The 24795-nt window shown below is 71.9% G+C and carries 16 protein-coding genes and 1 pseudogene; 9 read left to right on the top strand and 8 right to left on the bottom strand.

Annotated elements, in window-relative coordinates; genetic code table 11:
* Positions 1-73 precede the first annotated feature (73 nt).
* A complete protein-coding gene (locus ACWDZ7_RS37675; protein WP_451803259.1) occupies positions 74-2440 on the bottom strand; it encodes a maltotransferase domain-containing protein in 2367 nt (788 codons plus the stop codon).
* A gap of 190 nt (positions 2441-2630) precedes the next feature.
* On the opposite strand from ACWDZ7_RS37675, the pseudogene ACWDZ7_RS37670 reads away from it, so the two are divergent.
* The 3 genes and pseudogenes from ACWDZ7_RS37670 to ACWDZ7_RS37660 all read left to right on the top strand — a co-directional run.
* Positions 2631-3113: pseudogene (locus tag ACWDZ7_RS37670) on the top strand (pep a2); the annotation flags it as partial.
* A gap of 257 nt (positions 3114-3370) precedes the next feature.
* Entirely contained in the window at positions 3371-5563 is a 2193-nt protein-coding gene (gene glgX / locus ACWDZ7_RS37665; RefSeq protein ID WP_451803258.1) for a glycogen debranching protein GlgX, read from the top strand.
* Positions 5564-5674: 111 nt separating this feature from the next.
* Positions 5675-6541 carry a VOC family protein gene (locus tag ACWDZ7_RS37660; protein ID WP_451803261.1) on the top strand — a complete coding sequence of 289 codons (867 nt, stop codon included), beginning with the start codon at positions 5675-5677 and terminating at the stop codon, positions 6539-6541.
* A gap of 1 nt (position 6542) precedes the next feature.
* Here the strand turns inward: ACWDZ7_RS37660 and ACWDZ7_RS37655 are convergent, their stop codons facing one another.
* The 5 genes from ACWDZ7_RS37655 to ACWDZ7_RS37635 all read right to left on the bottom strand — a co-directional run bounded on the left by ACWDZ7_RS37655 (position 6543) and on the right by ACWDZ7_RS37635 (position 12481).
* Complete coding sequence (locus ACWDZ7_RS37655) at positions 6543-8174, bottom strand: phytoene desaturase family protein (RefSeq protein WP_451803257.1); 1632 nt, start codon at positions 8172-8174, stop codon at positions 6543-6545.
* A gap of 13 nt (positions 8175-8187) precedes the next feature.
* Entirely contained in the window at positions 8188-8658 is a 471-nt protein-coding gene (locus tag ACWDZ7_RS37650) for an SRPBCC family protein (protein ID WP_451803256.1), read from the bottom strand.
* A 103-nt stretch (positions 8659-8761) separates the two neighbouring features.
* Positions 8762-9826, bottom strand: coding sequence for an FUSC family protein (locus tag ACWDZ7_RS37645; protein WP_451803255.1), 1065 nt, complete (start codon positions 9824-9826; stop codon positions 8762-8764).
* 97 nt (positions 9827-9923) lie between these two features.
* Positions 9924-10820, bottom strand: a complete 897-nt coding sequence (locus ACWDZ7_RS37640) for an SDR family oxidoreductase (protein WP_451803254.1) — start codon at positions 10818-10820, stop codon at positions 9924-9926.
* Positions 10821-10990: 170 nt separating this feature from the next.
* Positions 10991-12481, bottom strand: coding sequence for a SulP family inorganic anion transporter (locus tag ACWDZ7_RS37635; RefSeq protein ID WP_451803260.1), 1491 nt, complete (start codon positions 12479-12481; stop codon positions 10991-10993).
* 197 nt (positions 12482-12678) lie between these two features.
* On the opposite strand from ACWDZ7_RS37635, the gene ACWDZ7_RS37630 reads away from it, so the two are divergent.
* From ACWDZ7_RS37630 to ACWDZ7_RS37605, 6 genes are all read left to right on the top strand, one after another.
* Positions 12679-13074 (top strand): MerR family transcriptional regulator, encoded by a 396-nt coding sequence (locus tag ACWDZ7_RS37630; protein WP_451803253.1) that lies wholly within the window; start codon positions 12679-12681, stop codon positions 13072-13074.
* Between the two features lie 362 nt (positions 13075-13436).
* Positions 13437-14078, top strand: coding sequence for a carbonic anhydrase (locus tag ACWDZ7_RS37625; RefSeq protein WP_451803252.1), 642 nt, complete (start codon positions 13437-13439; stop codon positions 14076-14078).
* A 54-nt stretch (positions 14079-14132) separates the two neighbouring features.
* Positions 14133-15704, top strand: coding sequence for a SulP family inorganic anion transporter (locus tag ACWDZ7_RS37620; RefSeq protein WP_451803251.1), 1572 nt, complete (start codon positions 14133-14135; stop codon positions 15702-15704).
* A gap of 53 nt (positions 15705-15757) precedes the next feature.
* Positions 15758-15925 (top strand): hypothetical protein, encoded by a 168-nt coding sequence (locus ACWDZ7_RS37615; protein ID WP_451803250.1) that lies wholly within the window; start codon positions 15758-15760, stop codon positions 15923-15925.
* A 102-nt stretch (positions 15926-16027) separates the two neighbouring features.
* Positions 16028-17257 (top strand): hypothetical protein, encoded by a 1230-nt coding sequence (locus tag ACWDZ7_RS37610; RefSeq protein ID WP_451803249.1) that lies wholly within the window; start codon positions 16028-16030, stop codon positions 17255-17257.
* Positions 17258-17323: 66 nt separating this feature from the next.
* The gene (locus tag ACWDZ7_RS37605; RefSeq protein ID WP_451803248.1) at positions 17324-17851 is read left to right on the top strand and encodes a hypothetical protein; all 528 of its coding nucleotides are present in this window, start codon (positions 17324-17326) and stop codon (positions 17849-17851) included.
* 205 nt (positions 17852-18056) lie between these two features.
* Here ACWDZ7_RS37605 and ACWDZ7_RS37600 read toward each other — a convergent pair whose 3' ends face one another.
* On the bottom strand, positions 18057-21833 hold the full coding sequence (locus ACWDZ7_RS37600) for a type I polyketide synthase (RefSeq protein ID WP_451803247.1): 3777 nt from the start codon (positions 21831-21833) through the stop codon (positions 18057-18059).
* A 123-nt stretch (positions 21834-21956) separates the two neighbouring features.
* Positions 21957-24746 (bottom strand): helix-turn-helix transcriptional regulator, encoded by a 2790-nt coding sequence (locus ACWDZ7_RS37595; RefSeq protein ID WP_451803246.1) that lies wholly within the window; start codon positions 24744-24746, stop codon positions 21957-21959.
* Positions 24747-24795: the final 49 nt, after the last annotated feature.

Here is a 24795-nt window from a genome sequence, read left to right as displayed (position 1 = left end):
CGTTTGAACCAGTCGGGATGCCGGTCCTTGGCGGGAGTGTCCTCGAAGGTGTCCTGCACGGGCTCATTGACGATCATGGTGTGGGTGACCCTCCGCTCTGCCCCGCCTCCGGTCGGACCAGGACGTGCGCGCCACCCGGGCCGAGACGCACGTAGTTGGCCCTGCCCCACTGGTAGGTCTCGCCGCTCAGCTCGTCGTACACCGGAACGGTCGCGTGCCGGTCCAGGCCGAGCCGCGACATGTCGAGGGAGACGGTGCCCTCCTGGGTGTGGTGGGGGTCGAGGTTGGCGACCACCAGGACCAGGTCCTCACCGTCACGCTTGCTGTAGACGATGAGCGCGTCGTTGTCGGCCCGGTGGAAGTGGAGGTTCCTCAGGAGGTGCAGGGCGCGGTGGCGTCGCCGTACGTCGTTGAGCGTGGTGATGAGGGGCGCGATGGTGCGGCCCTCACGCTCGGCCGCCGCCCAGTCGCGCGGGCGCAGTTCGTACTTCTCCGAGTGCAGGTACTCCTCGCTGCCCGGTTCCGCCGCGGTGTTCTCGCACAGCTCGAAGCCGCTGTAGACGCCCCAGCTCGGCGAGAGGGTGGCGGCAAGGACCGCGCGCACCTCGAAGGCCGGGCGCCCGCCCTCCTGGAGGTATCCGTGCAGGATGTCGGGGGTGTTCACAAACAGGTTGGGGCGCAGATACGACGCCGTCTCCACGGAGAGGTCGGTCAGGCAGTCGATGAGTTCCCGCTTGGTGTTGCGCCAGGTGAAGTACGTGTACGACTGCTGGAACCCGGCCCGGGCCAGCGCCCGCATGACCGCGGGGCGGGTGAAGGCCTCGGCGAGGAAGATCACGTCCGGGTCGGTGCCGTTGACCCGGGCGATCACCTCCTCCCAGAACACGACGGGCTTGGTGTGGGGGTTGTCGACGCGGAAGATCCGCACCCCGTGCCCCATCCAGAACCGCAGCAGCCGCACCGTCTCGGTGATCAGCCCCGGCATGTCCCGCTCGAAGGCGATCGGATAGATGTCCTGGTACTTCTTCGGCGGGTTCTCCGCGTACGCGATGGAGCCGTCCGCCCGCTGCCGGAACCACTCCGGGTGCTTGTCCACCCACGGGTGGTCGGGCGAACACTGCAACGCGAAGTCCAGCGCCACCTCCAGACCCAGCTCGCCCGCGCGCCGCACGAACGCGTCGAAGTCGTCGAAGGTCCCCAGGTCCGCGTGTATGGCGTCGTGGCCGCCTTCGGGCGAGCCGATCGCCCACGGCACGCCGACATCCCGCGGGCTGGAGGACAGGGTGTTGTTCGGGCCCTTGCGGAAAGTGGAGCCGATCGGGTGGATCGGCGGCAGGTAGACCACGTCGAAACCCATGCCGGCGACCGCGGGCAGCCGCTCGGCCGCCGTGCGGAACGACCCCGGCACCGGCGCGGCCCCCTCACGGACGACGGCACCCTCCGAGCGCGGGAAGAACTCGTACCAGGACCCGAAAAGCGCCCGCCGCCGCTCCACGAGCAGGGGCAGGGCGTCCGAGCGGGTGATCCGTTCCCGCAGCGGATGGCGGGCGAGCACGGCGTCCACCTGAGGCGTGAGCGCCGCCGCGAGGCGGGCGGGCGGTGGCCGCAGCTCGTCGCGCATCGCGTCCGCGGCGGCCCGCAGCGTCCGGCGAGCCACGCCGTCCGGCACTCCGTCCGCCGCACGCTCGTACAACAACGCCCCCTCTTCGAGCGTCACTTCGGTGTCGACGCCGGCCGGGATCTTGACCTCGGCCGAGCGGCGCCAGCCGGTCACCGGGTCGGTCCACGCCTCCACGGCGTACGTCCAGCGTCCCTCGGCGTCCGGTGTCACCTCCGCGCCCCAGCGGTCGCTGCCCGGGGACAGCTCACGCATGGGGGTCCAGGGCCCGGTCCGGCCCTCGGGGCCGCGCAGTACGACGTTGGCACCGACCGACTCGTCACCCTCGCCGAAGACCGTGGCCGTGACCTGGAAGGACTCACCGGGAACCGCCTTGACCGGGCGTCGGCCGCGGTCGAGGACCGGGCCGACGTCCGACACGGGCACGGCGGGGAAAGCCGGGCTCTTCTCCGCCGATGAGGTCATCGATCTCTCCTCTGCCACGTTCTGGCGCACGGGGCGCAGTGAACAGCCGCGCGGCGCCGACGGCTTGACGGCGGGCGCCGGCGGTGGGCGCCGCACCGGCCGCAGGCCCAGGTAGCTCTCGGCCGCGTCGGCGGCGATCCGCGCCGTGCACTCACCCATCAGTACGCACAGGGTGTACGCGGTGTTCTCGAAGTGCATCCGCACGGCGCGGTCCACCGGGTCCGCGAGCAACAAGCGCTCCCACGCCCGGTATTGGTCCAGATGCCGCGCGACCTCTGCTTTGGTGGGCAGCAGCATCACGCCGGTCACCTTCTCGTTCTCCGGCAGCGGCGTCCGCCGCTGGTCTTCCCGACCCATGGTGCACGTGTGACCACGCAGCGTCCTGTTGGATCTTCAACCACCGGGGCTGACCTGCTCGTGTTGCGCGAACGGAGCAGTGCTCTCACCCTGAGACTGACTCAGAAGCGATCAGTGTTCACGCTTCGTGCTCGGGGCCCGGCTCACGGAGCCGGGAAGACCGGGGCTTCGCCGAGAGGAGCCAAGCGCGATGAAGACTGCAATCCCCTGTTACTACCACCTAGAGGTGGAGATCAGCCCGGAGAGGATCGACCAGGTCAGGCGCATTCTGGCCGCGCATCTCCGGCACTGGGGCCTGGGGATTCTCGCCGAACCCGTGTGCCACTGCGCCGGTGTGCTGCTCCGGGCGGTCGAGGAACACGGAACGGACAAGAACGCCGTGGTGGAGATGTGGTGGAACGGACAGCACCTCATCACCGCCGTGTCGGACAACGAGCGCGACCTCCCCGGCCCGCACTACGGACCACAGGGATGCCTGGCACAGATCGCCGCGCTCAGCGACGGCTGGGGCAACTACCCGGCGACCAAAGGCAAGATCATCTGGTTCTCGCACCGCGCGCGGTGTCCCGAACGCGCCCCGCTGGCCCCCACGGCGCCCGCGCCCACGCTGCGCGTCGCGCGCCCGCTGCCGCGCGAGGTGCCCGTGGCCGCGCTCGCGGCTCCCGCGGAGGAGGAACCGGTGGTCGTCGGCTCCGCCCCGGGCGCCCACGAACGGCGGCCCGACGGATCATGGCCCAGGATGGGGAAGAGATCCACAGCGTCGTCTCCCGAGCCGCGAACGGCGTCACCCGTGTGAGCGCCGTGTTCACGCGGCAGCGCGCCACAGGCCGCGGCGACCCACTGGGACGCCGCGGCCTTTCGGTGCCTTCGGGCGTGCCGCGGGCGCTGCGGACAGACCGAGACCACGCTCATCCGTATGGAGGCAGCAGCGTGCGCACCTGGACCGGACGCCCTTTCCCCCTGGGGGCCACCTACGACGGCGAAGGAACCAACTTCGCCCTGTTCAGCGAGATCGCCGACCGCGTCGACCTCGTCCTCGTCCATGAGGACGGCACGCACCACAGCGTCACTCTCTCCGAGGTCGACGGCTTCGTCTGGCACTGCTACCTGCCCGGAGTCGGTCCGGGCCGGCGCTACGGCTACCGGGTGCACGGCCCCTGGGACCCCGCCGCGGGCCACCGCTGCAATCCCGCGAAGCTGCTCCTCGACCCCTACGCCAAGGCGTTGGAGGGTCAGGTCGACAACCACGGCGCTCTGTACGAGCGCGCGGCGGACGGGCCCGAACCCGCCGACAGCGCCGGCCACACCCTGCTCTCGGTGGTGACCGACCCGTCCTTCGCCTGGGAGGGCGACCGTCCGCCGCGACGGCCCTACGCCGAGACGGTGATCTACGAAGCGCACGTGCGCGGCCTGACGCTCACGCACCCCGGTGTCCCCAGGAAGCTGCGGGGCACTTACGCGGGTCTCGCGACGGACGCGGTCATCAACCACCTCCTCTCGCTGGGGGTGACGGCCGTCGAGCTGATGCCGGTGCACCAGTACGCGCAGGACGGCTTCCTGCTCGACCGCGGCCTGTCCAACTACTGGGGGTACACCTCCATCGGCTTCTTCGCCCCGCACAACGCCTACGCGGCGCGCGGCTCCCGGGGCGAGCAGGTCGACGAGTTCAAGTCGATGGTCAAGAAGCTGCACGCGGCAGGGCTCGAAGTGATCCTCGACGTGGTCTACAACCACACCGCGGAGGGCAATGAGAACGGCCCCACGCTCGCCTTCCGCGGCATCGACAACGCCTCGTACTACCGCCTGGCGGAGGACGACCCGGCGCACTACTTCGACACCACCGGCACCGGCAACAGCCTGCTGATGCGGCACCCCAACGTCCTTCAGCTGGTCATGGACTCGCTGCGGTACTGGGTCACGGAGATGCACGTCGACGGGTTCCGCTTCGATCTGGCCGCCACGCTCGCCCGCCAGTTCTACGACGTGGACCGGCTGTCGGCCTTCTTCGACCTGGTCCAGCAGGATCCGGTGGTCGGCCGCGTGAAGCTGATCGCCGAGCCGTGGGACGTCGGCGAAGGGGGCTACCAGGTGGGCAACTTCCCGCCCCTGTGGTCGGAGTGGAACGGCAAGTACCGGGATTCCGTACGGGACTTCTGGCGCGGCGAGGAGCACTCGCTCGCCGAGTTCGCCTCCCGCCTGGCCGGCTCGTCCGACATCTACCAGCACGACCGCCGCCGACCGCGCGCCAGCGTCAACTTCGTCACCGCGCACGACGGCTTCACGCTGCGCGACCTGGTCTCGTACAACGACAAGCACAACGAGGACAACGGCGAGGACAACCGGGACGGCGAGAGCGTGAACCGCTCGTGGAACTGCGGCGTCGAGGGGCCCACCACCGACGGGGCGGTCCTGGAGCTCCGCGCGCGCCAGCAGCGCAACTTCCTCGCCACCCTCCTGCTCTCGCAGGGCATCCCGATGCTCGCCCACGGCGATGAGCTGGGCCGCACCCAGCAGGGCAACAACAACGCCTACTGCCAGGACAACGAGGTCTCCTGGATCGACTGGGACCTCGACGAGGAACAGCGGGACCTGGTCGAGTTCACCCGGCGGGCCATCGCCCTGCGCGCGGCGCACCCGGTGCTGCGCCGGCGCCGGTTCTTCCGCGGGGAGACCGCGACGCACCGGGGCCAGCCGCTGGCGGACCTGGTGTGGCTGCGGCCCGACGCGCGCGAGATGACGGAGGACGACTGGCAGCGGGGCGACGCCCACGCCGTCGGTGTCTTCCTCAACGGTGACGCGATCGCGGAGCCGGACTCCCGCGGCAGGCCCGTGATGGACGACTCCTTCCTGCTCCTGCTGAACAGCTACCGGGAGCCGGTCGTCTTCCGGCTGCCGGGCCCCGCGTACGGGGAGCGCTGGACGGCGCGGATCGACACCTCGGACCCGCTCGGCCGTTCGGACGAGGCCGAGCACAAGGCGGCCGGCGAGATCACCCTGGAGGGGCACAGCCTCCTCCTGCTCTCCCGGCGGTCCCTGACCGACAGTCGTACGAGCAGGTCGGCGGGGTCGGCGGCGCGAGGAGCCCGCCGAGTGGCGCGGCGCCCGCCCTCTTGCCCACACTGAAGGGCGGCAGGGCGCCGAGCCTCCCGCTGAACCCGAAAGCACAGGTGCCGGAGTGGCTTTCCAGGGCGCCTCGATTTCCAGGACGGGTTGCACATGCACCACGACAACAGGATGCCTCCGGGCCCGGACGGTACGAGCACTACGACGGCCTCGGGCGAAGGCGCCCGACGCGGCAGGACCGGGTCGGTGCTGAGTGAGTCAGCGGTCGGAGCCCCCTGCTGGGTCAGCCTGACGGCACGGGACCTCACCACCGCACAAAGGTTCTATGGCGCCGTGATGGGCTGGGAGTTCCGGCCGGCCAAGCTCGGTGAGCAGTTCTCCGTCGCCACGGCTCACGGCGACCCCGTCGCCGGGGTCGGCGCCATCGCCTCCTCGTTTCAGATCGCGGTGGCCTGGACTCCCTACTTCGCGGTGCTGAGCGCGGACGAGACGGTGAGCCGCGTCCGGGAGCGCGGGGGGACGACAGCGGTGGGGCCGATCCCCTTCCCCAACGGACGCGCGGCCCTGCTCTCCGACCGTGACGGGGCCGTCTTCGGCATCTGGGAGGGCGAGATCCTCACCAGCTGGCGCAGCGAACTCCACTCGGCGCCCGCCTGGGTGCGGCTGCGCACCCGTGACGCGTTCGACGCCGCCATCTTCTACGGCGAGGTCCTCGACTGGGCGTGCGGGCGTCCCGAGTGCTGCGAGGTGCGCTACCAGCAGGACGAGGTGGTGGTCTACAGCTCCGGCCGTCCGGCGGCCCGGCTCAGTTCGGGCGCCGTCGAGGCGGACCCGGATCCGGGCGTCCGGCCGCACTGGCAGGTCCACTTCACGGTCGCGGACGTCGAGGCGTGCGTGCGCGCCACGGCCGAGTCCGGCGGGCAGGTGGTGGACCAGGATCTCGCCGCACAGCCTCCTCGGGCGACGCTGCGCGACCCGGACGGCGCGCAGTTCAGGGTCGCCGCAGTCACCAAGGAGGCGGGCCGGCCGCCGGTCTGAGTCAGAAGTCGCCCTGCTTGCGCCCGGTCCTGCCGCGGCGGCCCAGCGCGCGCTGGGCCGCGAAGACGACACCGGCGCCGAAGCGGGCGCGCAGGGCGGCCCGGGCGGCGTTGGCTCCCGGGGCGCCGTGCACCCCGCCGCCGGGGTGTGCCGACGCGGAGGCGAGATAGAGGCCCGGTACCGGCGTCTCCGGACGGCCCGCGCCGGGGACCGGCCGGAACACGAGCTGCTGATGCATGCTCGTCGTACCGGAGTTGATCGCCCCGTGCCGCAGATTCGCGTCCATCGCCTCCAGTGTGGGCGGTGCCAGGACGCGCCGGGCGATGATCCGGTCGCGGAAGCCGGGCGCGAGCCGCTCGATCTGCGTCTCCACCCGGTCGGCCATCGCCTCGGACTCCCGCTCGTCCCACTTTCCCGTCAGGGCGTCCTGCCCCGCGTCACCCTTGATGCGCTGGGGGGCGTGGGTGTATGCCCAGGCCGACTCGGTCCCCGCCGGTGAGCGTGAGGCGTCCGATGTGGTCATCTGGCCTACCAGGGCGAACGGCCTGTCCGGCACGAGGCCCCGCGCGATCTGCGAGGCGAACCGGGTCAGCTCGTCCACGCCGTCGGCCACATGGACCGTGCCCGCCCCGCGGGCCTGCTCCGCCGACCAGGGGATGGGCCGGGACAGGGCCCAGTCGACCTTGAACGTGGCGAAGTCCCACTGGAAGCGGCGTACGTCCTCGACGAGGCGCGGCGGCAGGTGCGCGTCGTCGACCAGACCTCCGTACAGGTCGGGAGCGGCCACGTCGGCCAGGACCGCCTTGCGCGCCACCACCCCCTCCCCCGACGCGGTGCGCACACCGACCGCGCGGCCGCCACGGACCACCACCTCGGTGACTCGCTCGCCGCAGCGCACGCTCGCCCCGCCGCGCTCCAGGCGCCGGACGAGGGCGTCCGTCAGCGCACCGGCCCCGCCCACCGGCACGGGAAAGCCATAGCTCTGCCCCAGCATGGACATCAGCCAGCCGAAGCCGCCGCTGCCCGCCGCCTCGGGCGCGAGGTCCGCGTGCAGGGCGTTGCCCGCCAGCAGGAGCCGTCCGCCCTCGCCCGCGAACTCCTCCTCGCCGAGCCGCCGCACCGGCAGGATGAGCGAGCGGGCCGCCCGCAGGCCGCCGCCCGCCCTAACCCGCGCGGCCAGGCTCAACCCGGAGCGCACCGGCGGGAACGGCGTGAACAGCGCGTCCACCAGCGGCTCCCGCAAGCGGTCCCACAGCTCGTACAGGCGCTCCCAGCCCTGGCCGTCCCCCGCGGCGAAGGTGTCCAGCGAGTCGCGGGTCAGGGCGCGGTCGCGGCTCAGCACCGCGCAGCGCCCGTCCGTCAGCGGATGAGCCAGGACGTGCTCGGCGTGCGACCACCGCAGGCCGTCGCGTTCCAGGTCCAGGGCCTTGAGCACGGGCGACGCGGCCGCCAGCGGATAGAAGGCGCTGAACATGTCGCTGATGTAGTCCGGGTGCACCCCGCGGTCGCTGCGCACGGCCCCTCCGGGCCGGTCCTGGGCCTCCAGGACCTCGACGCTCCAGCCCGCGTCGGCCAGTACGTTCGCCGCGACGAGCCCGTTGGGCCCCGCGCCGATCACCACTGCGTCCGGCATATGTCCACTCCCCTCAGCCCTCTGCGGCCTGTTGCCGGGCCGCGTGGTCGCTCGGGCTCTGTTCGACCACCTCCGCCAGGCGGTTCAGCATGCGGCGGTGCCGGAGCTGGATGAGGGCGTCGACCCCGGCGTTGTGCAGCGCGCCGCCCGGCCCCTGCAGCGGATGCTCGTCGACGACCACCAGCGTGTGGGCGCCCCACGGCCGTACCGCGATGGCGATACGGGCCGTGCCGAGCAGCCCGCTGTAGGCCTCCAGTTCGATTCGGTCCGGTCTGTCGAGGTGGCGCACCACGGTGTGTCCGGCGGCCCGCCAGGGGCCGAGCCGGACGGTGTACTCGATACGTGAGCCGACCGCCGGCCACTGTGCGTCGAGCGGCCGGGAGTCATGCGTACCGACCACCCAGTCGGCGTACCGGTGTCCGTCTTCCAGCACCTCCCACACCTTGGAGGGCGGCCTCTTGACCAACTGGTGGCGTACGGCCACGTCGTGCCTCCTCGCTCCTTGTTTCGCTGTTCGCTCCTTGCTCACAGCCCACAGCAATCTCGTGCGGCACGCCACACGAGGTCGTACGCGTCCGTCGTGGCCGTCACCTGCCGGTGGCGTCCGCGGCTTCCGGGTTCCCCGCGATGGACGTCAGATCACTCAGAAGTCGTTGCGTGTCGGCGGCCAGGCCGCCGAGGGCGGCGGTGGTCTCCGCGGGACGGCCCCTGAGCAGGAGCATCAGCCGCTCGTGCGCCGCTTTCGCCGTGTCCAGGGCGGCGCGGGCGTCGCTGTCGTCGAGCGCGCACACGTCGCCGGCCGCGCGCAGCAGCTCGGCCAGGATGCCCGGCGCGTCTTTCGGCAGGTCGGCGACCGACGGCCGGTCCTCGCCCGTCTCGGCGAGGGGGCGCACGATCGCCCTGATGTGCTCCGTGATCCGGTCCCAGGTGAAGTCCCAGTCGGGCGCGGGCGGGTTCGGTACGGAACGGCGCAGCTTGCGGCCGGGGTTGAGGCGGTAGCTCTCGTCGGACCAGCGCCGGGCGCTGCGCAGATCCGTCACGAGGTCGGTCAGCCGCTGCGCGCGGTCGTACCAGCCCTGGGCCTTCTTCGGGTCGAAGGGCTCCTCCTCGACGCCGTCCGCCACGGCGTGCAGGAGATCGGCGCTCTCCTGGGCCAGCCTGGCGCGCAGATGCCGTACGTCGCGTCCGTGCACCGGGGGCAGGACCAGGGCGTTCACGGCGATGCCGATGACGGCGCCGAGGAGCGTCTCGAAGACGCGGTGCAGGATGTCGACGGCCGAGTACGTCCCGTACGCGAGGACGAACAGCGCCGCCGTCGGGGCGTACATCCCCTGGGTGCCGAAGCGGGCGTAGGTGCTCAGGAGCACGGTGACGGGCAGGACGAGCGCCATGGCGGCCAGCGAGTTGTCGCCGGTGAGGACCGCCGCGCCCGCGGCTAGCAGGGTGCCCACCACGACCACCGCGAACTGCTGGATCGCCGACCGCACCGAGCGGTAGACGGTGCTCTGTACGAGGAAGAGCGCCGTCCACGGTGCGAGAAGGGCCATCGGCGCGCTCCACCACCATCCGGCCACCGCCCAGGCGAGCACACCGGCGCCCGCCGCCTTGAGCGACTGGACGGTCGTGTCCCGTTCCGGCCCGGAGACCGTCACGGCCCTGCGGGCGGATCGCCACAGGGCCGTGACCTCCCAGGTCAGCGCGTTCCTCCGGATGGTCGCCTCCTTGCGTCGTCACGTCGCTCGCGTCGTTTCAGGGCAGCGGTGTGCCACCCGTGGCGTTCATGATCTCGGCGGTGATGAAGCTCGCGTGATCGGAGGCGAGGAAGACGTAGGCGGGTGCCATCTCGGCGGGCTGCGCGGGCCGGCCCAGTGGCGCCTGCTTGCCGAACTCCTTGGTGTCGGGCAGCGTCGCGGGGATCAGCGGCGTCCACACCGGGCCCGGGGCCACCGCGTTGACGCGGATGCCGTCGTCGGCCAGCATCTGGGCGAGTCCCTGGGTGAAGGTGACGATGGCGCCCTTGGTCATGGCGTAGTCGAGCAGGTGCGGGCTCGGCTTGTATGCCTGCACGGACGTGGTGTTGATGATGGATCCGCCCGGCGGGATGTGCGGTACGGCCATCTTGCAGAGCCAGAACATGCCGTACAGGTTGGTCCGCACCACCTGGTCGAACTGTTCGGTGGAGATGTCACCGATGCCTTCCGGCTGGGACATCTGGTAGGCGGCGTTGTTGACCAGGACGTCGATCCGTCCGAACTCCGTCACGGCTCGCTCGACGAGCCTGCGGCACTGCTCCTCCTCGCGGATGTCGCACGGCACGGCGAACGCCTGCCGTCCGGCCTCCTCGACCAGCCGGGCCGTCTCGCGGGCGTCGCCCGCCTCCGACGGCAGGTGCGTGAAGACGAGGTCCGCGCCCTCGCGTGCGAAGGCGATGGCCACCGCCCGGCCGATGCCGGAGTCACCTCCGGTCAGCAGCACCTTGCGGTCCTTCAGCAGGCCGCTGCCCCGGTACGACTCCTCGCCGTGGTCGGGCGGCGGGTCCATGGCTCCGGTCCAGCCGGGCGGCTCCTGTTCCTGCTGGGGGAAATCAGGCTGGGGGTGGCGCGTGGTCGGGTCCTGTCCGCCCTGTGCGCCGGGGGTGTCGTTCATCAGCTGCGCCTTCCTGCTCGTCCCTTCCCACCCTCCGCTTCAGGGGCGGCCCCCACCACTTGGGGCGTGGCGGGGCCGCGCGTCTGTGCGGGAGGGATCCCTCGGGTGCCCCGGGCGCGCCGCCGTGAAACGGCCGTCGACAGGTGCGGCGGGCAGGTGAAACGGGCAGGTCAGTGGCCGCCGGTGAGTTCGCCGCTGAGCTTCTCGTGGATGTGGGCGCTCGGCTCGTTCAGGCCGATGATCTCGACGGTCTTGCCGCGACGGGCGTACTTGGTCTCGATCGCGTCGAGTGCGGCGACGGAGGAGGCGTCCCAGATGTGGGCGGCGCTGAGGTCGATGACGACCTTGTCGGGGTCGCCCGCGTAGTCGAACTGGCCGACGAGGTCGTTGGAGGAGGCGAAGAACAGCTCGCCGGTGACGGAGTAGACGACGCTGCCGCCCTCCGGGGAGGTGACCGGGGTGACCTGGGCGAGGTGGGCGACGCGCTTGGCGAAGATGACCATGGCGGTGACGGAGCCGACGACGACGCCGATGGCGAGGTTGTGGGTGACGACGACGCAGACGACGGTGACGACCATGACCGTGATCTCACCGGCGGGCATCCGCCTCAGCGTCTTCGGGGCGATGGAGTGCCAGTCGAAGGTCGCGAAGCAGACCATGACCATGACGGCGACCAGGGCGGCCATGGGGATGTCGGAGACGACCGGCCCGAAGACGATGCAGAGGACCATCAGGAACGAACCGGCGACGAAGGTCGAGAGGCGGGTACGGGCACCGGACACCTTTACGTTGATCATCGTCTGGCCGATCATGGCGCAGCCGCCCATGCCGCCGAAGAAGCCGGTGACGATGTTGGCGACGCCCTGGCCGATCGACTCGCGGGTCTTGGACGAGTGGGTGTCGGTGATCTCGTCGACCAGCTTCGCCGTCATCAGGGACTCCATCAGTCCGACCAGCGCCATGGCGAGCGCGTACGGGGCGACGGTCGTCAGGGTGTCCATGGTGAACGGCACGTCGGGCAGCCCCGGCACGGGCAGCGACGAGGGCAGCTCGCCTTTGTCGCCCACGGTCGGCACGGCGATCCCGGCGGCGACCGTGATGGCCGTGAGGATGACGATGGACACGAGCGGCGCCGGGATCACGGTGGTGATCTTCGGGAGGAACACCATGAGCGCGAGGCCGCCGATGATCAGCGGGTAGACGGGCCAGGGCACGTCGTGCATCTCGGGGACCTGCGCCATGAAGATCAGAACGGCGAGGGCGTTGACGAAGCCGACCATCACGCTGCGGGGCACGAACCGCATCAGCTTGGCGACGCCGAGCGCGCCGAGGACGATCTGGAAGACACCGGCCAGGATGACGGCGGCGATCAGATAACCGAGGCCGTGCTCGCGGTTGAGCGGGGCGATGACCAGGGCGACGGCGCCCGTGGCGGCGGAGATCATGGCGCGGCGCCCACCGACGATCGAGATGGTCACGGCCATGGTGAAGGACGCGAACAGGCCGATCGCCGGGTCGACTCCGGCGATGATCGAGAACGAGATCGCCTCGGGGATCAGCGCGAGGGCGACGACGAGGCCGGCCAGGATCTCGGTGCGCCAGACCTTGGGGTCGGACAGCCAGTCGGGGCGCAGACCGCGCAGGCGCGCGGCCGGGGACAGTGCGGGAGAGGACAAGAGAACGGAACCCCGTCGTGCTCGGGCACACCCGGCATCGGAAGGGGCGTGCAACTCGGCGTGCACCTTACTCTACCCTGACGTTAGGGTAGAGATCGGCGTCGGTGTGGTCCGTGCGGGCCTCGGCGACTTGTCGGCGGCGGGGCCGCGGGGCCCGGCCGCGGAAGAAGGAGGGGGCCCGCGTGAGAAGCGAGCACATGCAGATCGGCGAGGTCGCCGCGCGGACCGGGCTGTCGCTGCGCACCATCCGGCACTACGAGGAGACGGGTCTTGTCACGCCCTCCGCCCGCTCCCGGGGCGGCTTCCGTCTCTATACCGAGTCCGACGTCGCCCGCCTGATGGTGATCCGCCGCATGAAGCCGCTCGGCTTCACCCTGGACCAGATGCGGGACCTGCTGGACGTCACCGACCGCCTCGACTCCGGCAGGGCGCTGCCGACGGCCGAGCGGGAGGCTCTGCTGGAACGGGTGCGCGGCTACGAGAGTGACGCGGCCGAACAGGTGGAGAGGCTGCGCGTCCAGCTGGCCCGCGCCGAGGAGTTCGCGGGGACGCTGCGCGAGCGGCTGGACCGGGAGTGACGCACAAAGACGCATAAAACGGCTCGTCACGGGAATCGGGCGGCATACGGCGGCGCGCGAACGGAATCGTCGCGCGTGCTCCACATGATCTCCACGTAAACCCACGCCCAACGGTTTATGTCTGTACCAATTCCCAGGTCAGCGACGCTTATTACTCATTCTTTGGCAAGAATTTGCCCTGTCATCAAAGGTTAATGCGATGGCAAAGTGGGGGTCACCGCAGCCGTCGAGGCTGTGTCCGGGGCGCATCGACGTCCGCTGCGGCAGCGCCGCCGCAGCGGTCCACCGCGCCTCACCGTCACCATCGACCCGACCACACCGCGTCCCGGCACCCTCCGGAGAGACGCAGGAGGCAGGCCACCATGAAGTCACTGATCGACAACGCCCGTTCGTTCGCCGCGACGCACGTCGCGGACCCCCGGAACGCCGCGGCCTTCGAGGCCCTCGGGGCCGGGCAGTCCCCCGAAGCCCTGTTCGTCACATGCTCCGACTCGCGCGTCGTCCCGGCTCTCATCACCGGAGCGCGCCCCGGCGAACTCTTCGAACTCCGTACGGCCGGCAACGTCATACCCCCTTACCCCTTCGACGGTCACCCGGACCGCGACGGCCACCCCATGAGCGAGGCGGCCACCATCGAGTACGCGGTGTGCGTCCTCGGAGTCCGCGACATCGTCGTCTGCGGACACTCGCACTGCGGCGCGGTGGGCGCCCTGGTGCGCGGCGAAGACCTGTCGGCCGTCCCGGCCGTACGCGGCTGGCTGGAGCACTCCGTCGCTCCGGACGACGCCCTGCGCTCCCTCACGCCGACCTCACCGGACGTGGCGGAGGCCGTGCAGACACACGTGCTCGCACAGCTGGAGAGGCTGCGGGCGTACCCCTGTGTGAGCGAGCGGATCACCGACGGCTCGCTCACCCTGCACGGCTGGTACTACGAGGTGCACACCGGCAACGTCTCCGCCCACCGCCCGTCGTCGGACGGCCGCCCGGCGTTCGGCCCCCTGTGAGGGCCCTCGCGACCCTCCGTCCGGCCCGCCTCCACGACAGGACTCCCCACCCTCATGTCCTCCTTCCTCTCCGCTTTCCGCCCGTTGCGTGAGCCCGGCGTCCTGCGCCAGGACATCCTCGCCTCGCTCGTCGTCTTCCTGGTCGCCCTGCCGTTGTGCGTCGGTGTGGCGGTCGCCTCCGGTGTCCCCGCCGAACTGGGCCTGGTCACCGGCATCGTCGGCGGCCTGGTCGTCGGCTTCCTGCCGGGCAGCGCCCTTCAGGTGAGCGGCCCGGCCGCCGGCCTGACCGTGCTCGTCTTCGAGGCGGTACAGGAGTTCGGGCTCGGCATGCTCGGCGCCATCGTGCTGCTCACCGGCGCGCTCCAGATAGCCCTCGGCCTGCTGCGCTGCGGCCGGTGGTTCCGTGCGATCTCCGTCTCCGTCGTCCAGGGCATGCTGGCGGGCATCGGACTCGTACTGATCCTCGGCCAGCTCTACACCATGGCCGAGGCGGAGCAGCCCCGTTCCGGGACCGACAAGATAGCCGGGCTCCCCGGGCTGCTCACCGACACCCTGGGCGACGCCGCGTCGCTGACCGCCGCGGCCGTCGGCCTCGGCACGATCGCCGTGCTCGTGCTGTGGCCCAAGCTGCCCGCTGCCGCGCGTGTGGTGCCCGCGCCGCTGGCCGCCGTCGCGCTGGCCACCGCCGTCGTCGCCGGTTGCGGCCTGGACGTGGCGAACGTGACGGTACGTGGCCTGGTCGACGCCATCCAGCCGCCGGGCCTCGGCGACCTGGCCGACCTGGCCGGTGTGGCCGTGCTCGGCACCGTCCTGGCGTTCACCCTGATCGCCTCCGCCGAGTCGCTGTTCAGCGCCGCGGCCGTGGACCGCATGCACGACGGACCCCGCACGCAGTACGACAAGGAACTCGTCGCCCAGGGCGTCGGCAACACCGTGTGCGGCGTGCTCGGGGCGCTCCCGATGACCGCGGTCATAGTCCGCAGCTCCGCCAACGTCCAGGCCGGCGCCCGCACCTCGCTCTCGCGGATCCTGCACGGCGCGTGGCTGCTGCTCTTCGCCGTGCTGCTGCCCACCGCGCTCGGCATCATCCCGCTGGCGGCACTCGCCGGCGTCCTGGTGCACGCGGGCTGCAAGCTGATCCCCGTCAAGGAGATCGTCCCGCTGGCCCGCGCCCACCGCGGCGAGGCCCTCGTCCTCGTCGCCACGGCGGTCGCCATCGTGGTGACCAACATGTTCGAGGGCGTGGTGCTCGGCCTGATCCTCGCCGTGGCCAAGTCCGCCTGGGACACCTCGCATGTGCACGTCGACGTACGGGAACTGCCCGGCGGCCGGCTGATCGTGACCCTCACCGGCAACGCCACGTTCCTGCGGCTCCCCCGCATCCTGGAGACGCTGGAGGCCATGCCCAAGGACCGGCCCATCGAGCTGGACCTGACCGTGGTGCGCCACCTGGACCACGCCTGCCGTACGACGCTGGAGAACTGGGCGCTGCGGCACAACGACAGCGGCACGGAGGCGGTACGGATGCGGATGCGTCCGGCGACCGCTTCCGAAGGCTCCGAAGACGCCGGGCCCGCGGGACACACCGAGGAGCCCGAGCACGCCGAGGCGCGGGTACGGAGCTGATCCGTCCAACCGCCCCTCCGCATCACATATCAACCAACTATGGAGGTTTCACCATGGAGCAGCTCATCAAGCGCATGACCGAAGAGTCCGTGTGGCAGAAGTGGGTCGCCGCCAACTCGGCCACCGGCGGCGCCACGGGGGCCGCGAAGGACGGCTGCATCAGCGCGATGCCGAAGAGCGGTTGCATCAGCGCCACCGGCAAGACCGGCTGCATCTCCTGAGCCGCTGACCCCGCGGGGCCGCCGCCACGGCCGTCGGCGCCGTGGCGGCGGCCCCGCCCTTGCCCTCGCCCACTCCTTCCCCGCCCCCGCCCCGGAGCCCCCTTGAACCCCGTGCCGAGCGCCGAAGTCCTGGACCAGATCCGGGACATCCCCGTCTACCGCGCGTCCATCGAGCGCGGCGACTTCCCGATCCTGGAGAAGCCGGAGATCGCCCGGGACTTCCCCGCCAACTGGATGACCCCCGAGCTGGCCCGCGCCCTGGAGACGGGCGAGGCCGAGTTCGTGCTCTCCACCGGGACCAACCACGCCCGTATGCAGCTCATCCGGCCGCCGTACTTCCTGCTCCGCTCCTACTACCGGCTGTGGAGCGAGCACCCCGACCTCGGCCCGCTCTGGCACGACGGCGCCCGGCGGATCTCGCTGACCACCGTCCTCGCCACGGAGCACGTCGCCCGCGTCAACTCCCGCAAGCCGGGCGCCACCCCCGGTGAACGCTGGCTCGACGACCGCACGCTGTACCTCAACCGCCGCCTCGACCCCGCCGACTGGGACCGCGCCGACGTCGAGCGGATGCTCGCGGAGATCCGCGAGGTCAGCGCCGCGCACCCGCAGGGCTCGTACCTCCTGGACTGCTCCGGCTACCACCTGGCACATCTGGTCCGCAGAGTCACCGAATGGGACCTGTGGGACAACTTCCCCCGGCCCGCCGGCATCGTCCACGCCTACGAGTACACGCCGTTGAACGTCCGCGCCCAGCTGCGCGCGCACTTCGACTGCCCCGTGATCGACCTCTTCGGCAGCACCGAACTGGGCTACCTCTTCTACAGCGACGCGGACGGCGCCTACCGGCCCTACCTGCACGGGATGAGCGTGGAGCTGATCCCGGTGGAGCCCGGCAGCGGCATCCACAGCCTCATCGTCACCAGCGTCCGCAACCCGTACATGCCGCTGGTCCGCTACCGCTCCGGCGACTGCGTCCGCACCCGCGACGGCAGCGACGACCCTCGGCGGATCGTCTCCTTCTGCGGCCGTGAGAAGGAGCTCCTCGCCACGCCCGACGGGCCCGTCGCCCAGGCCGATCTCGACGCCCGCGTCGCCGCCGTCTGCCCGCGTGTGTTCCTGCACCAACTGCACCTGACCGGTGAGGGCCGGTGCCGGCTGTGGTGTACGACGTTCGACGGCGTGCCGCTCACGGCGCAGGAGGAGGCCGAACTGGCCTCAGCAGTCGGCGCGTTGACGGGTCGCTCATGCCGTGTGGAACACCGTGCCCACGTGCCGATCGGGCGTTCGGGCAAGTACGCCTGGCTGGCCGCCCCGGAACCGGCCGCCTGAACGTCACACCGAAGCCCTGCGCCACCTCACAACCTCACGCCCTCACGCCCCTGACAGGACCCCGCCATGCCCACAACCGCGACACCCGCCCCCACCGCCGAGGAGCTGCTCGGCGCGGCCCTGCACGACGAGGTGGTGCGGCACTTCACCGCGAAGCCCGGCGCGCCGGACGCCGCCCACGTCAGGTATCAGGTCCGCGAATGCCTGCGCTACCTCTACCTGGTCTCCCGTCACCCCGACCGGCTGGGTGGCCTCTTCCTCCCCGTCGAGCAGGACATCGACGAGATCTGGCACTACCTCATCCTCCAGACCCGCGAGTACCGGGAGCTGTGCGAGCAGCGGCTCCCCGGCGGCCACTTCATCCACCATCGGAGCATTTCGTACGACGCCTACCAGGCGGACCCGGGGCGCGAGACGGCCGCCGAGGAGGCGCTGCGGTGGATTCCCCTCTACACCGAGGCGTTCGGGCCGTTCGACGAGGACGCCCTGCCGCACTGGACGGTCGTACGGTTCCTGCACGAGGAACTCGGCCTGTCCCTGGCGGAGATCGCGACGGCGGCCGCGCGGGGCGGGCGTGGCCCGTCGGCCGGGTAGCTCATTTGTGCGTCCGGGCGTCCGTACGCTATGTTTGATCTTGAGCCCGCCGCCGGAAACACGGCGAGAGGGCCCGGCGTTGGTGGTCCAAGGAAAGGCGCCCCACTTCCTGTGGGGAGATGCAGGTGCAAGGCCTGCCCAGCGCTCGCGACAGACCCCGGTCTCCGTCATGGAGACCGGGGTCTTGTGTTTTTCCTCTCCGAGGTCAGAGAGTCAGGATTTCCTGGACGCCTTGCCCGTCCGCGCCGGCGAGGTCGTCGGCGGAGGGTGGCGCGAGCAGGCTCCGCGCCGTGAGCTGGGCGCAGATCTCCTCCGCTATCCGGGTCAGGGAGGAAGGGCCGAGCAGGACTTCGAGCGGGAGGTCCGTGCCGAAGTCGCGCAGCAGGCGGGCGCGGAGGCGGACGGCGCCGAGGGAGTCCACGCCCAGTTGGTTCAGCCTCAGATCGCGCGGGTCGGTTGTCTCCGAGGTGCCCGGGACGTGGGTGAGGAGGTGGCCGACGAGCAGGTCTCGGGCTTCGACCGGGGCGTGCGGGAGGAGGGACGTCACCTCCCGCCGTACCGTCCACGCCGAGGAGGCCGCCGCGGGCAGGTCCGTCGGGGCCTGCGGAGCGTGCGTCAGCCCTTCGACGGTGACCAGGCGTTCGCCGTCCTCGGTCAGGATGTGCAGGTCGATCGGGGCGTCGTCCGGCGACGACTGACCGCCGTGGCGGCGGGCGTGGCACCAGACGCGGGACGGAAGCCGGTCGTAGACGTGCAGATGCGCGACGGCTGTGGGCAGGCGGAGCTGACCGTCGGTCTCGCCGGTGAGCGTGGCCGCGGCCAGCAGGCAGGCGTCCAGGACCAAGGGGTGGAGGAGATGGTGGTCCGCCTCCGTCGCCCCCTTCCCCGGTCCGGTTTCGATCAGCGCGAGGGCTTCCGTGGCCTGCCGCCAGAGCCGTTTGACGCCGCGGGCGTCGGGGCCGTACTCGGCGCCCGCGCGCGCGAGTCGCGTGTAGAGGTCTTCGACGTCCTGCTCCTCCATGGCGGCGCGGAGGTCACGGAAGCCGCGTGGGTCGAGCGGCGCGGGGCGCGGTGGTGTCCCGTGTGTCGTGAGGGAGAGGCGGATGTGCTCGGTCCACGGGTGCGTGTTCCGGCGGTCTTGGGAGGCGTTGGTCGTGGGTTCTTCCGAAGTGCGGGCAAACCCCGTCGCGCCCGGCCTTTCCGTCGTGGTGTCGACTCGTGCCTGCACCGGGAGGCGGCGCCCCTCCGGCAGCGGCAGTACGCGCGGCAGGCTCACCCCTGATGCCGTGTACGGGACACCTGTCGGGCCGTCGTGCCGCGCTGCCGCCAGGCCCCACTCGATGAGGGCGGCGGGAGACACCACGGGGGTGCCGAACAGCAGGGTCTGACCCAGGTACCACGGCTGTTCGGTGGCGAGGGTGTGCGTGTACCAGCGGGTCGTGGGGTCGGGCAGGTCCAAGGGCGTGCCGAGGAGAGGGTGCGGGGAGCGCGCGCCGAGCGGCGGGGTGTCGGTGCGTTCGGCGGAGGTGGCGGACATGGCCCGGCCGTCCAGCCAGTAGTGGCTGCCCTCGAAGGGGTAGGTCGGCAGGTCGACATGTCGGGGTGTCGCCAGCTGCGCGTACGCACCACGCCAGTTGACGTCGACACCCGTCACATACAGCTCGGCGAGCGCGCGGAGGACGGCTTCGGTGGCCGGGCGGCGAGGGCCGGGGCGGTCCGTGGACCCGGTCGGTTCGTGGAGCGCGGCGCCCGGGCCCAGGCCGAACACCGTCCTCGCGCCGCGTGCGGTGACGTGGGCCACCGCCTCTTCGTAGCTCGTCCGCCGCTGCGATGTGTCGTGCGCGAACCCGCGTACGGAGCACTCCTCGGCGGTGCGGGTCCTGCCGGTGGCCGCGTCGACGACCGGGATGCGGGGGCGCCGCGGCCCGGAGCCGGGGTCGGCGGGCGGCGTGGTCGTTTCTTCGTAGGCGGCCGGGGAGGCGGAAGGCTCGCGGGGTGCGAGCAGCTCGCACGCCGCCGCCAGGGACAGCGCGCCGCCCACGTGGGCCGCGGCCAGCTCCCCCACCCCGCATCCGGACACCCAGTCGGGTTCCATGCCGAACGACTCCAGCAGGCGGAACAGCGCGACCTCGAAGGCGAATTGGACGAGCGGTGCGGTGTCGGCGGGCGGGAAGTGTCGCCGTACCTCCTCCCATGTGCGGGCGAACACCGGGAACGCGGACTGTAGTTCTTGTGCCGTCTCCCGCAGCCGGTCGTCGTGGGCGTCGGCCGAGAACACGTACGCGGAGCCGCCCGCCGCCCGGCCCGTCGGGGCGTCCGGCGTGTTCCGCACCAGCGTCGCGTCGGCCTCGCCCCTGCTCAGGGCGTCGAGGCCCTCGGTGAACGCCGTCAGGCTCTCCGCGACGAGCACCGCGCGGTGCGGGAGCGAGGCGCGTGTGGTCGCCAGGGCGTGGCCGATCTCGGCCGGGGTCGCGTCGAGCCCCGCGGTCAGGCGCTCGCGCAGCCGCGCGGCCTGTGCGGCGAGTGCCGTCGGTGTCCTGGCCGACAGGACCCACGGCAGGGGGCCCCCGGCGGCGTCGGCCGTGGGGCGCGCCGGATCGTCCTCGGCGTCGGGGGGCGGCGCCTCTTCGAGGATCACGTGGGCGTTGGTGCCGCTGAAGCCGAACGCGGAGATGCCCGCGCGGCGTGGACGTCCGCCCCGGGGCCAGTCGACGGGTTCCGTGAGGAGCCGTACGGCGCCGGAGTCCCAGTCCACCTTCGGGTCCGGCCGGTCGATGTGCAGCGTGCGCGGCAGCGTTCCGTGGCGCAGGGCCATCACCATTTTGATGACACCCGCGGCTCCGGCGGCGATCTGGGTGTGCCCGAGGTTGGACTTGACCGAGCCGAGCCACAACGGCCGGTTGTCCGCGCGTCCTTGGCCGTACGCGGCGAGTACCGACTGGGCCTCGATGGGGTCGCCCAGGGAGCTGCCGACGCCGTGGCCCTCCACCGCGTCGACCTCGTCGGGGCGCAGCCCCGCGTCGGCGAGCGCCTGGGCGATGACGCGTTCCTGGGCGGGGCCGCTGGGCGCGGTGAGGCCGTTGGTCGTGCCGTCCTGGTTGACGGCGGAGCCGCGCACGACGGCCAGGACGCGGTGGCCGTTGCGGCGCGCGTCGGAGAGCTTCTCCAGCAGCAGGACGCCGACGCCCTCGCCGAATCCCATGCCGTCCGCGGCCGCGGCGAACGGCTTGCAGCGCCCGTCGGCCGCCAGGCCGCCCCTGCGCGCGTACTCCGCGAGGACGGCGGGGGTCGCCATGACGGTCACCCCGCCGGCGAGGGCCAGCGTGCAGTCGCCCGCGCGCAGGGCCTGGCCCGCCAGATGCAGGGTCACCAGCGCGGACGAGCAAGCCGTGTCGACCGTGACGGCGGGGCCCGCCAGGCCGAGGGCGTACGCGATGCGGCCCGACGCGGTGCTGGCGGCACTGCCGGACGCGAGGTGCTGCGCCACGTCTTCGGGGAGTCCCGTGTCGGCCGTGGCGGGCGGCGCGTACTGGCAGTGGGCGAGCCCCGTGTAGACGCCGACGCGGGTCTCGCGCACCCGGGCGGGGTCGATGCCGCCGTGCTCGAAGGCCTCCCAGGAGGTTTCGAGGAGCAGGCGCTGCTGGGGGTCCATGGCGAGGGCTTCCCGCTCGTCGACCGCGAAGAAGGCCGCGTCGAAGCGGGCCACGTCCGCCACGAACCCGCCGCGGACGTCCGGCCCGATCCCGGCCCAGCCCCGGTCGTCCGGGGCCGGGGTGACGGCGTCCGTGCCGTCGGCCACCAGGCGCCACAGGTCCTCGGGGCCGCGTACGCCGCCGGGGAACCGGCAGCTCATGCCGACGACGGCGATGGCGTCGCCCTCGTCCCGCCGTCCGGAGCGCGCCTCGCCGAGCTGTCGGCGTGCCTTCTGGAGCTCGGCCGTCGCCTTCTTCAGGTAGTTCCGCAGTACGTCTTCGTCCGCCATGGCCACATCCGCGACTGATAGGGACCATCGCAGGATGGTCGTCCTGGGCAGGAAACGGGCTCGACGCTAGGCGCGGGCCGGTCGGCCGCGTCACCCCTAGGGTGCCCCTAGGCCGGACACTGCCTAGCCGAGCGCCGCCTTGCTCGGCAGTTCCGAGCGGTGGCTCACCGAGAGTTTGCGGTAGACGCGGGTGAGGTGCTGCTCGACCGTGCTCACCGTGATGTACAGGCGGTTGGCGATCTGCTGGTTGGTGAAGCCCTCGGACGCGAGGACGGCGACGCGGTTCTCCGCGTCGCTGAGCAGGGCCAGGGAGCTGCTGAGCACCTGCCCGTCGGCGTTGTTCTCCGACGCGGCGAAGGTCTGGTGGTACGAGGCGAGGGTCGACCTCAGCGGTTCGGCGTGACATCGCTCCGCCAGCGTGAGCGCCTTGCGCATCGCCCCGTGCGCCTTGCGGTACTCGCCGAGGGCCTCATGGGTGCGGCTCAGGTCGGCGAGCGCGTAGGCGAGGCTGAGTTCGTCGCGGCACATGCGGAAGTTGTCCACCGCCTCCCACAAAAGGGTGCCCCGCTTGCTCACCTCCAGGGTGGCCGCCTGGGCGCGCAGGGTGATGCCGCGCGTGCGAGAGGTGCCGGGGGCGAGCCGTGCGAGCTGCTCCGTGACCAGTTCGGCGGCCCGGTCGGCGGCGCCCGTGCAGACCAGCGCCTGGGCGGCGTCGCTGCGCCAGGGGACGACCTGCGGGGTGTCGAAGCCCCACTTCGTCAGGGCGGCGCCGCAGGCCTCGAAGTCCCGCAGGGCGGCGACGAAGCGGCCGGTCGCCAGGTGGAAGTGGCCGCGTGCGCGCAGGTAGAGCGGCCCGGCGAGGGTGTCGAAGGTCGCCGCGGGCAGCTGGAAGTCGAGGTAGGCGGCGGCTTCCTGGTACTTGCCCATCGCCGTCAGGTTCATGACGAGCAGGGCGAGGGGGACGCCGACGGCTACGCCCCACGCGTCCGGCGAGACCACCGTCAGGGCGCGCAGCGCCTGCTCCTCGGCCGCCTTGGGCGCGCCGGCCCGCTCGTGGACGACGGCCTGGACGAGGGCGAACACGGCGCTCCTGATCGGCGCCCGGTGGTCGTCCGTGTCCGCGCACAGGGCCTCGCACAGTTCGGTGGCCCGCGGCGGCCGGTCCGCGTACACGAGGGTGAGCAGGGAGGCGACGATCGGCAGCAGAGTCGTGTCGTCGAGCCGCGTGCCGTGCAGGATCTGCTGGGCGGCCGCGGTGGCCTCGGCGTCGGGGCCCTTGCTGAGCACGGTGTTGAGGGCGGCGGCGGCCCTGCGGTGGGGTGCCCACACCGAGGCGATGGGGATCTTCACGGAGGCGGGTGAGGGGTGGTTCAGCGACGTCAGGCCGGCGAAGCCGGGGTAGAGGGTCGGCAGCCAGAGCAGTGCGCTGTCGAGCGAGGGCGAGCCGTAGCCGTGCTGGACGTGGTCGCTGTCCTCGCTTCTGAGGATGTCCAGGACCTCGCAGGCGTCGTCGGTCTGCCCGTACCACATGAGGTAGCCGAGCGTCAGCGCGCCATGACGACCCGTCAGGTGGCCTTGTCGCACCGCCTGCATCAGCTCGGGGACGTAGCGCTTGGCGGCCGTGAGGTTCACTCCGCCCATGGCGTCGCAGAGCGTCGCGGTCACCAGCGCCCGTTCGCGGGGGTCCGTACAGGCGGCGCGGGCCAGCCGCAGCCGGCCGACCGCCCGGCCGAGGTCTCCGTCGGCGAGCGCGCTCCCCGCTGCTTCCCGGAGGATCGGCACGCCCCAGGCCCGCACGTCTCCGGAGGCGACGAGGTGTCCGGCGACGGCGGGTGCGGGGGCGCCCTCCTCGTGCAGGATCCGGGCCGCTCGGGAGTGCGTCACCCGGCACTGCTCGGCGCTCATCGCGCCGAGTACGACCGTGCGGGCGCCGCCCCGCTGGTATCGGTCGGCGGGCAGGCCGGAGGACTCCAGCTCCTGGATGGCCGTCGCCGCCTCTTCGGGGCCGGTGCCGAGGAGCCTGCCGAGCACGGACGGGGTGGTGTTCTCGCCGAGTACGGCGAGGGCCCGCGCGGCTTCCAGGACGCGGGGTTCGCTCTGGAAGAGCCTGCCGAGAAGGGCCTGCGCGAAGGAGGGGCCGATCAGCAGGCGGCCCCCGGAGCGGCCGTGCTCCGCCTGGTCGGCCACCAGCGCGCGGGCGAGGAGCGGGCTTCCGCCGCTCTCCTTGTGGCACTCCCCGGCGAGGCGGCGCGCGGTGTCCGCGTCGAGGGCGCGGCCGAGCAGCGTGGCGACGGCGTCGACGGTGAGCGGGCGCAGCCGCACTCGGCGGCAGTTGGACAGGCGGAGCATCTCGGACTGGAGGCGGCAGTGCCAGGGGCCGGGGGCGAGGCAGCCGCTGAGTACGGCGAGGATCCGCGAGGACCGCAGGCGTCGTATGAGGTGCAGGAGGTACTGGAGCGAAGCGCGGTCGGTGAACTGCACGTCGCCCACCGCGAGGACCACCGGCTGCCGGGTGCTCATGTCCTGGAGCGTCTCGTACAGTTCGCCGAGGACGGCGGGCGCCAGCTGTCCGGCGGCGGGCGGGGGCGCGCCGGGCCCGTCGTACGTGTGGTGGCCGATCTCGTCGCCGACAAGGAGCCGGTTCACACGCTCGGCGTCGAGGAGCGGCAGCGCGGTCCCTTGGAAGAGCTGTTCGACCAGGCTCAGCGGGATGGTGCTCTCCGTCCGCGAGGCGCCGGCGTGCAGCAGCAGGGCGCCCGCGGCCTCGGCCCGCTCGGTGAACGCCCTGACCAGTGCCGTCTTTCCGCTGCCGGGCGCTCCGTCGATGACGACGACCCTGCTCCGTCCGCGCAGACACTGCTCGAATTCCTCGCCCAATAAAGCGAGTTCGGCATCGCGTTCCAAGAGATCCATCCAGTCCCCCCTCGTATGTATCACCGGTCCACGACGTGCCCGCCACGCG

Source organism: Streptomyces sp. NPDC003032 (assembly GCF_053591415.1).
The sequence above is the reverse complement of the archived record's forward strand: the minus strand, read 5'-3'. Positions and strand labels throughout refer to the sequence as shown.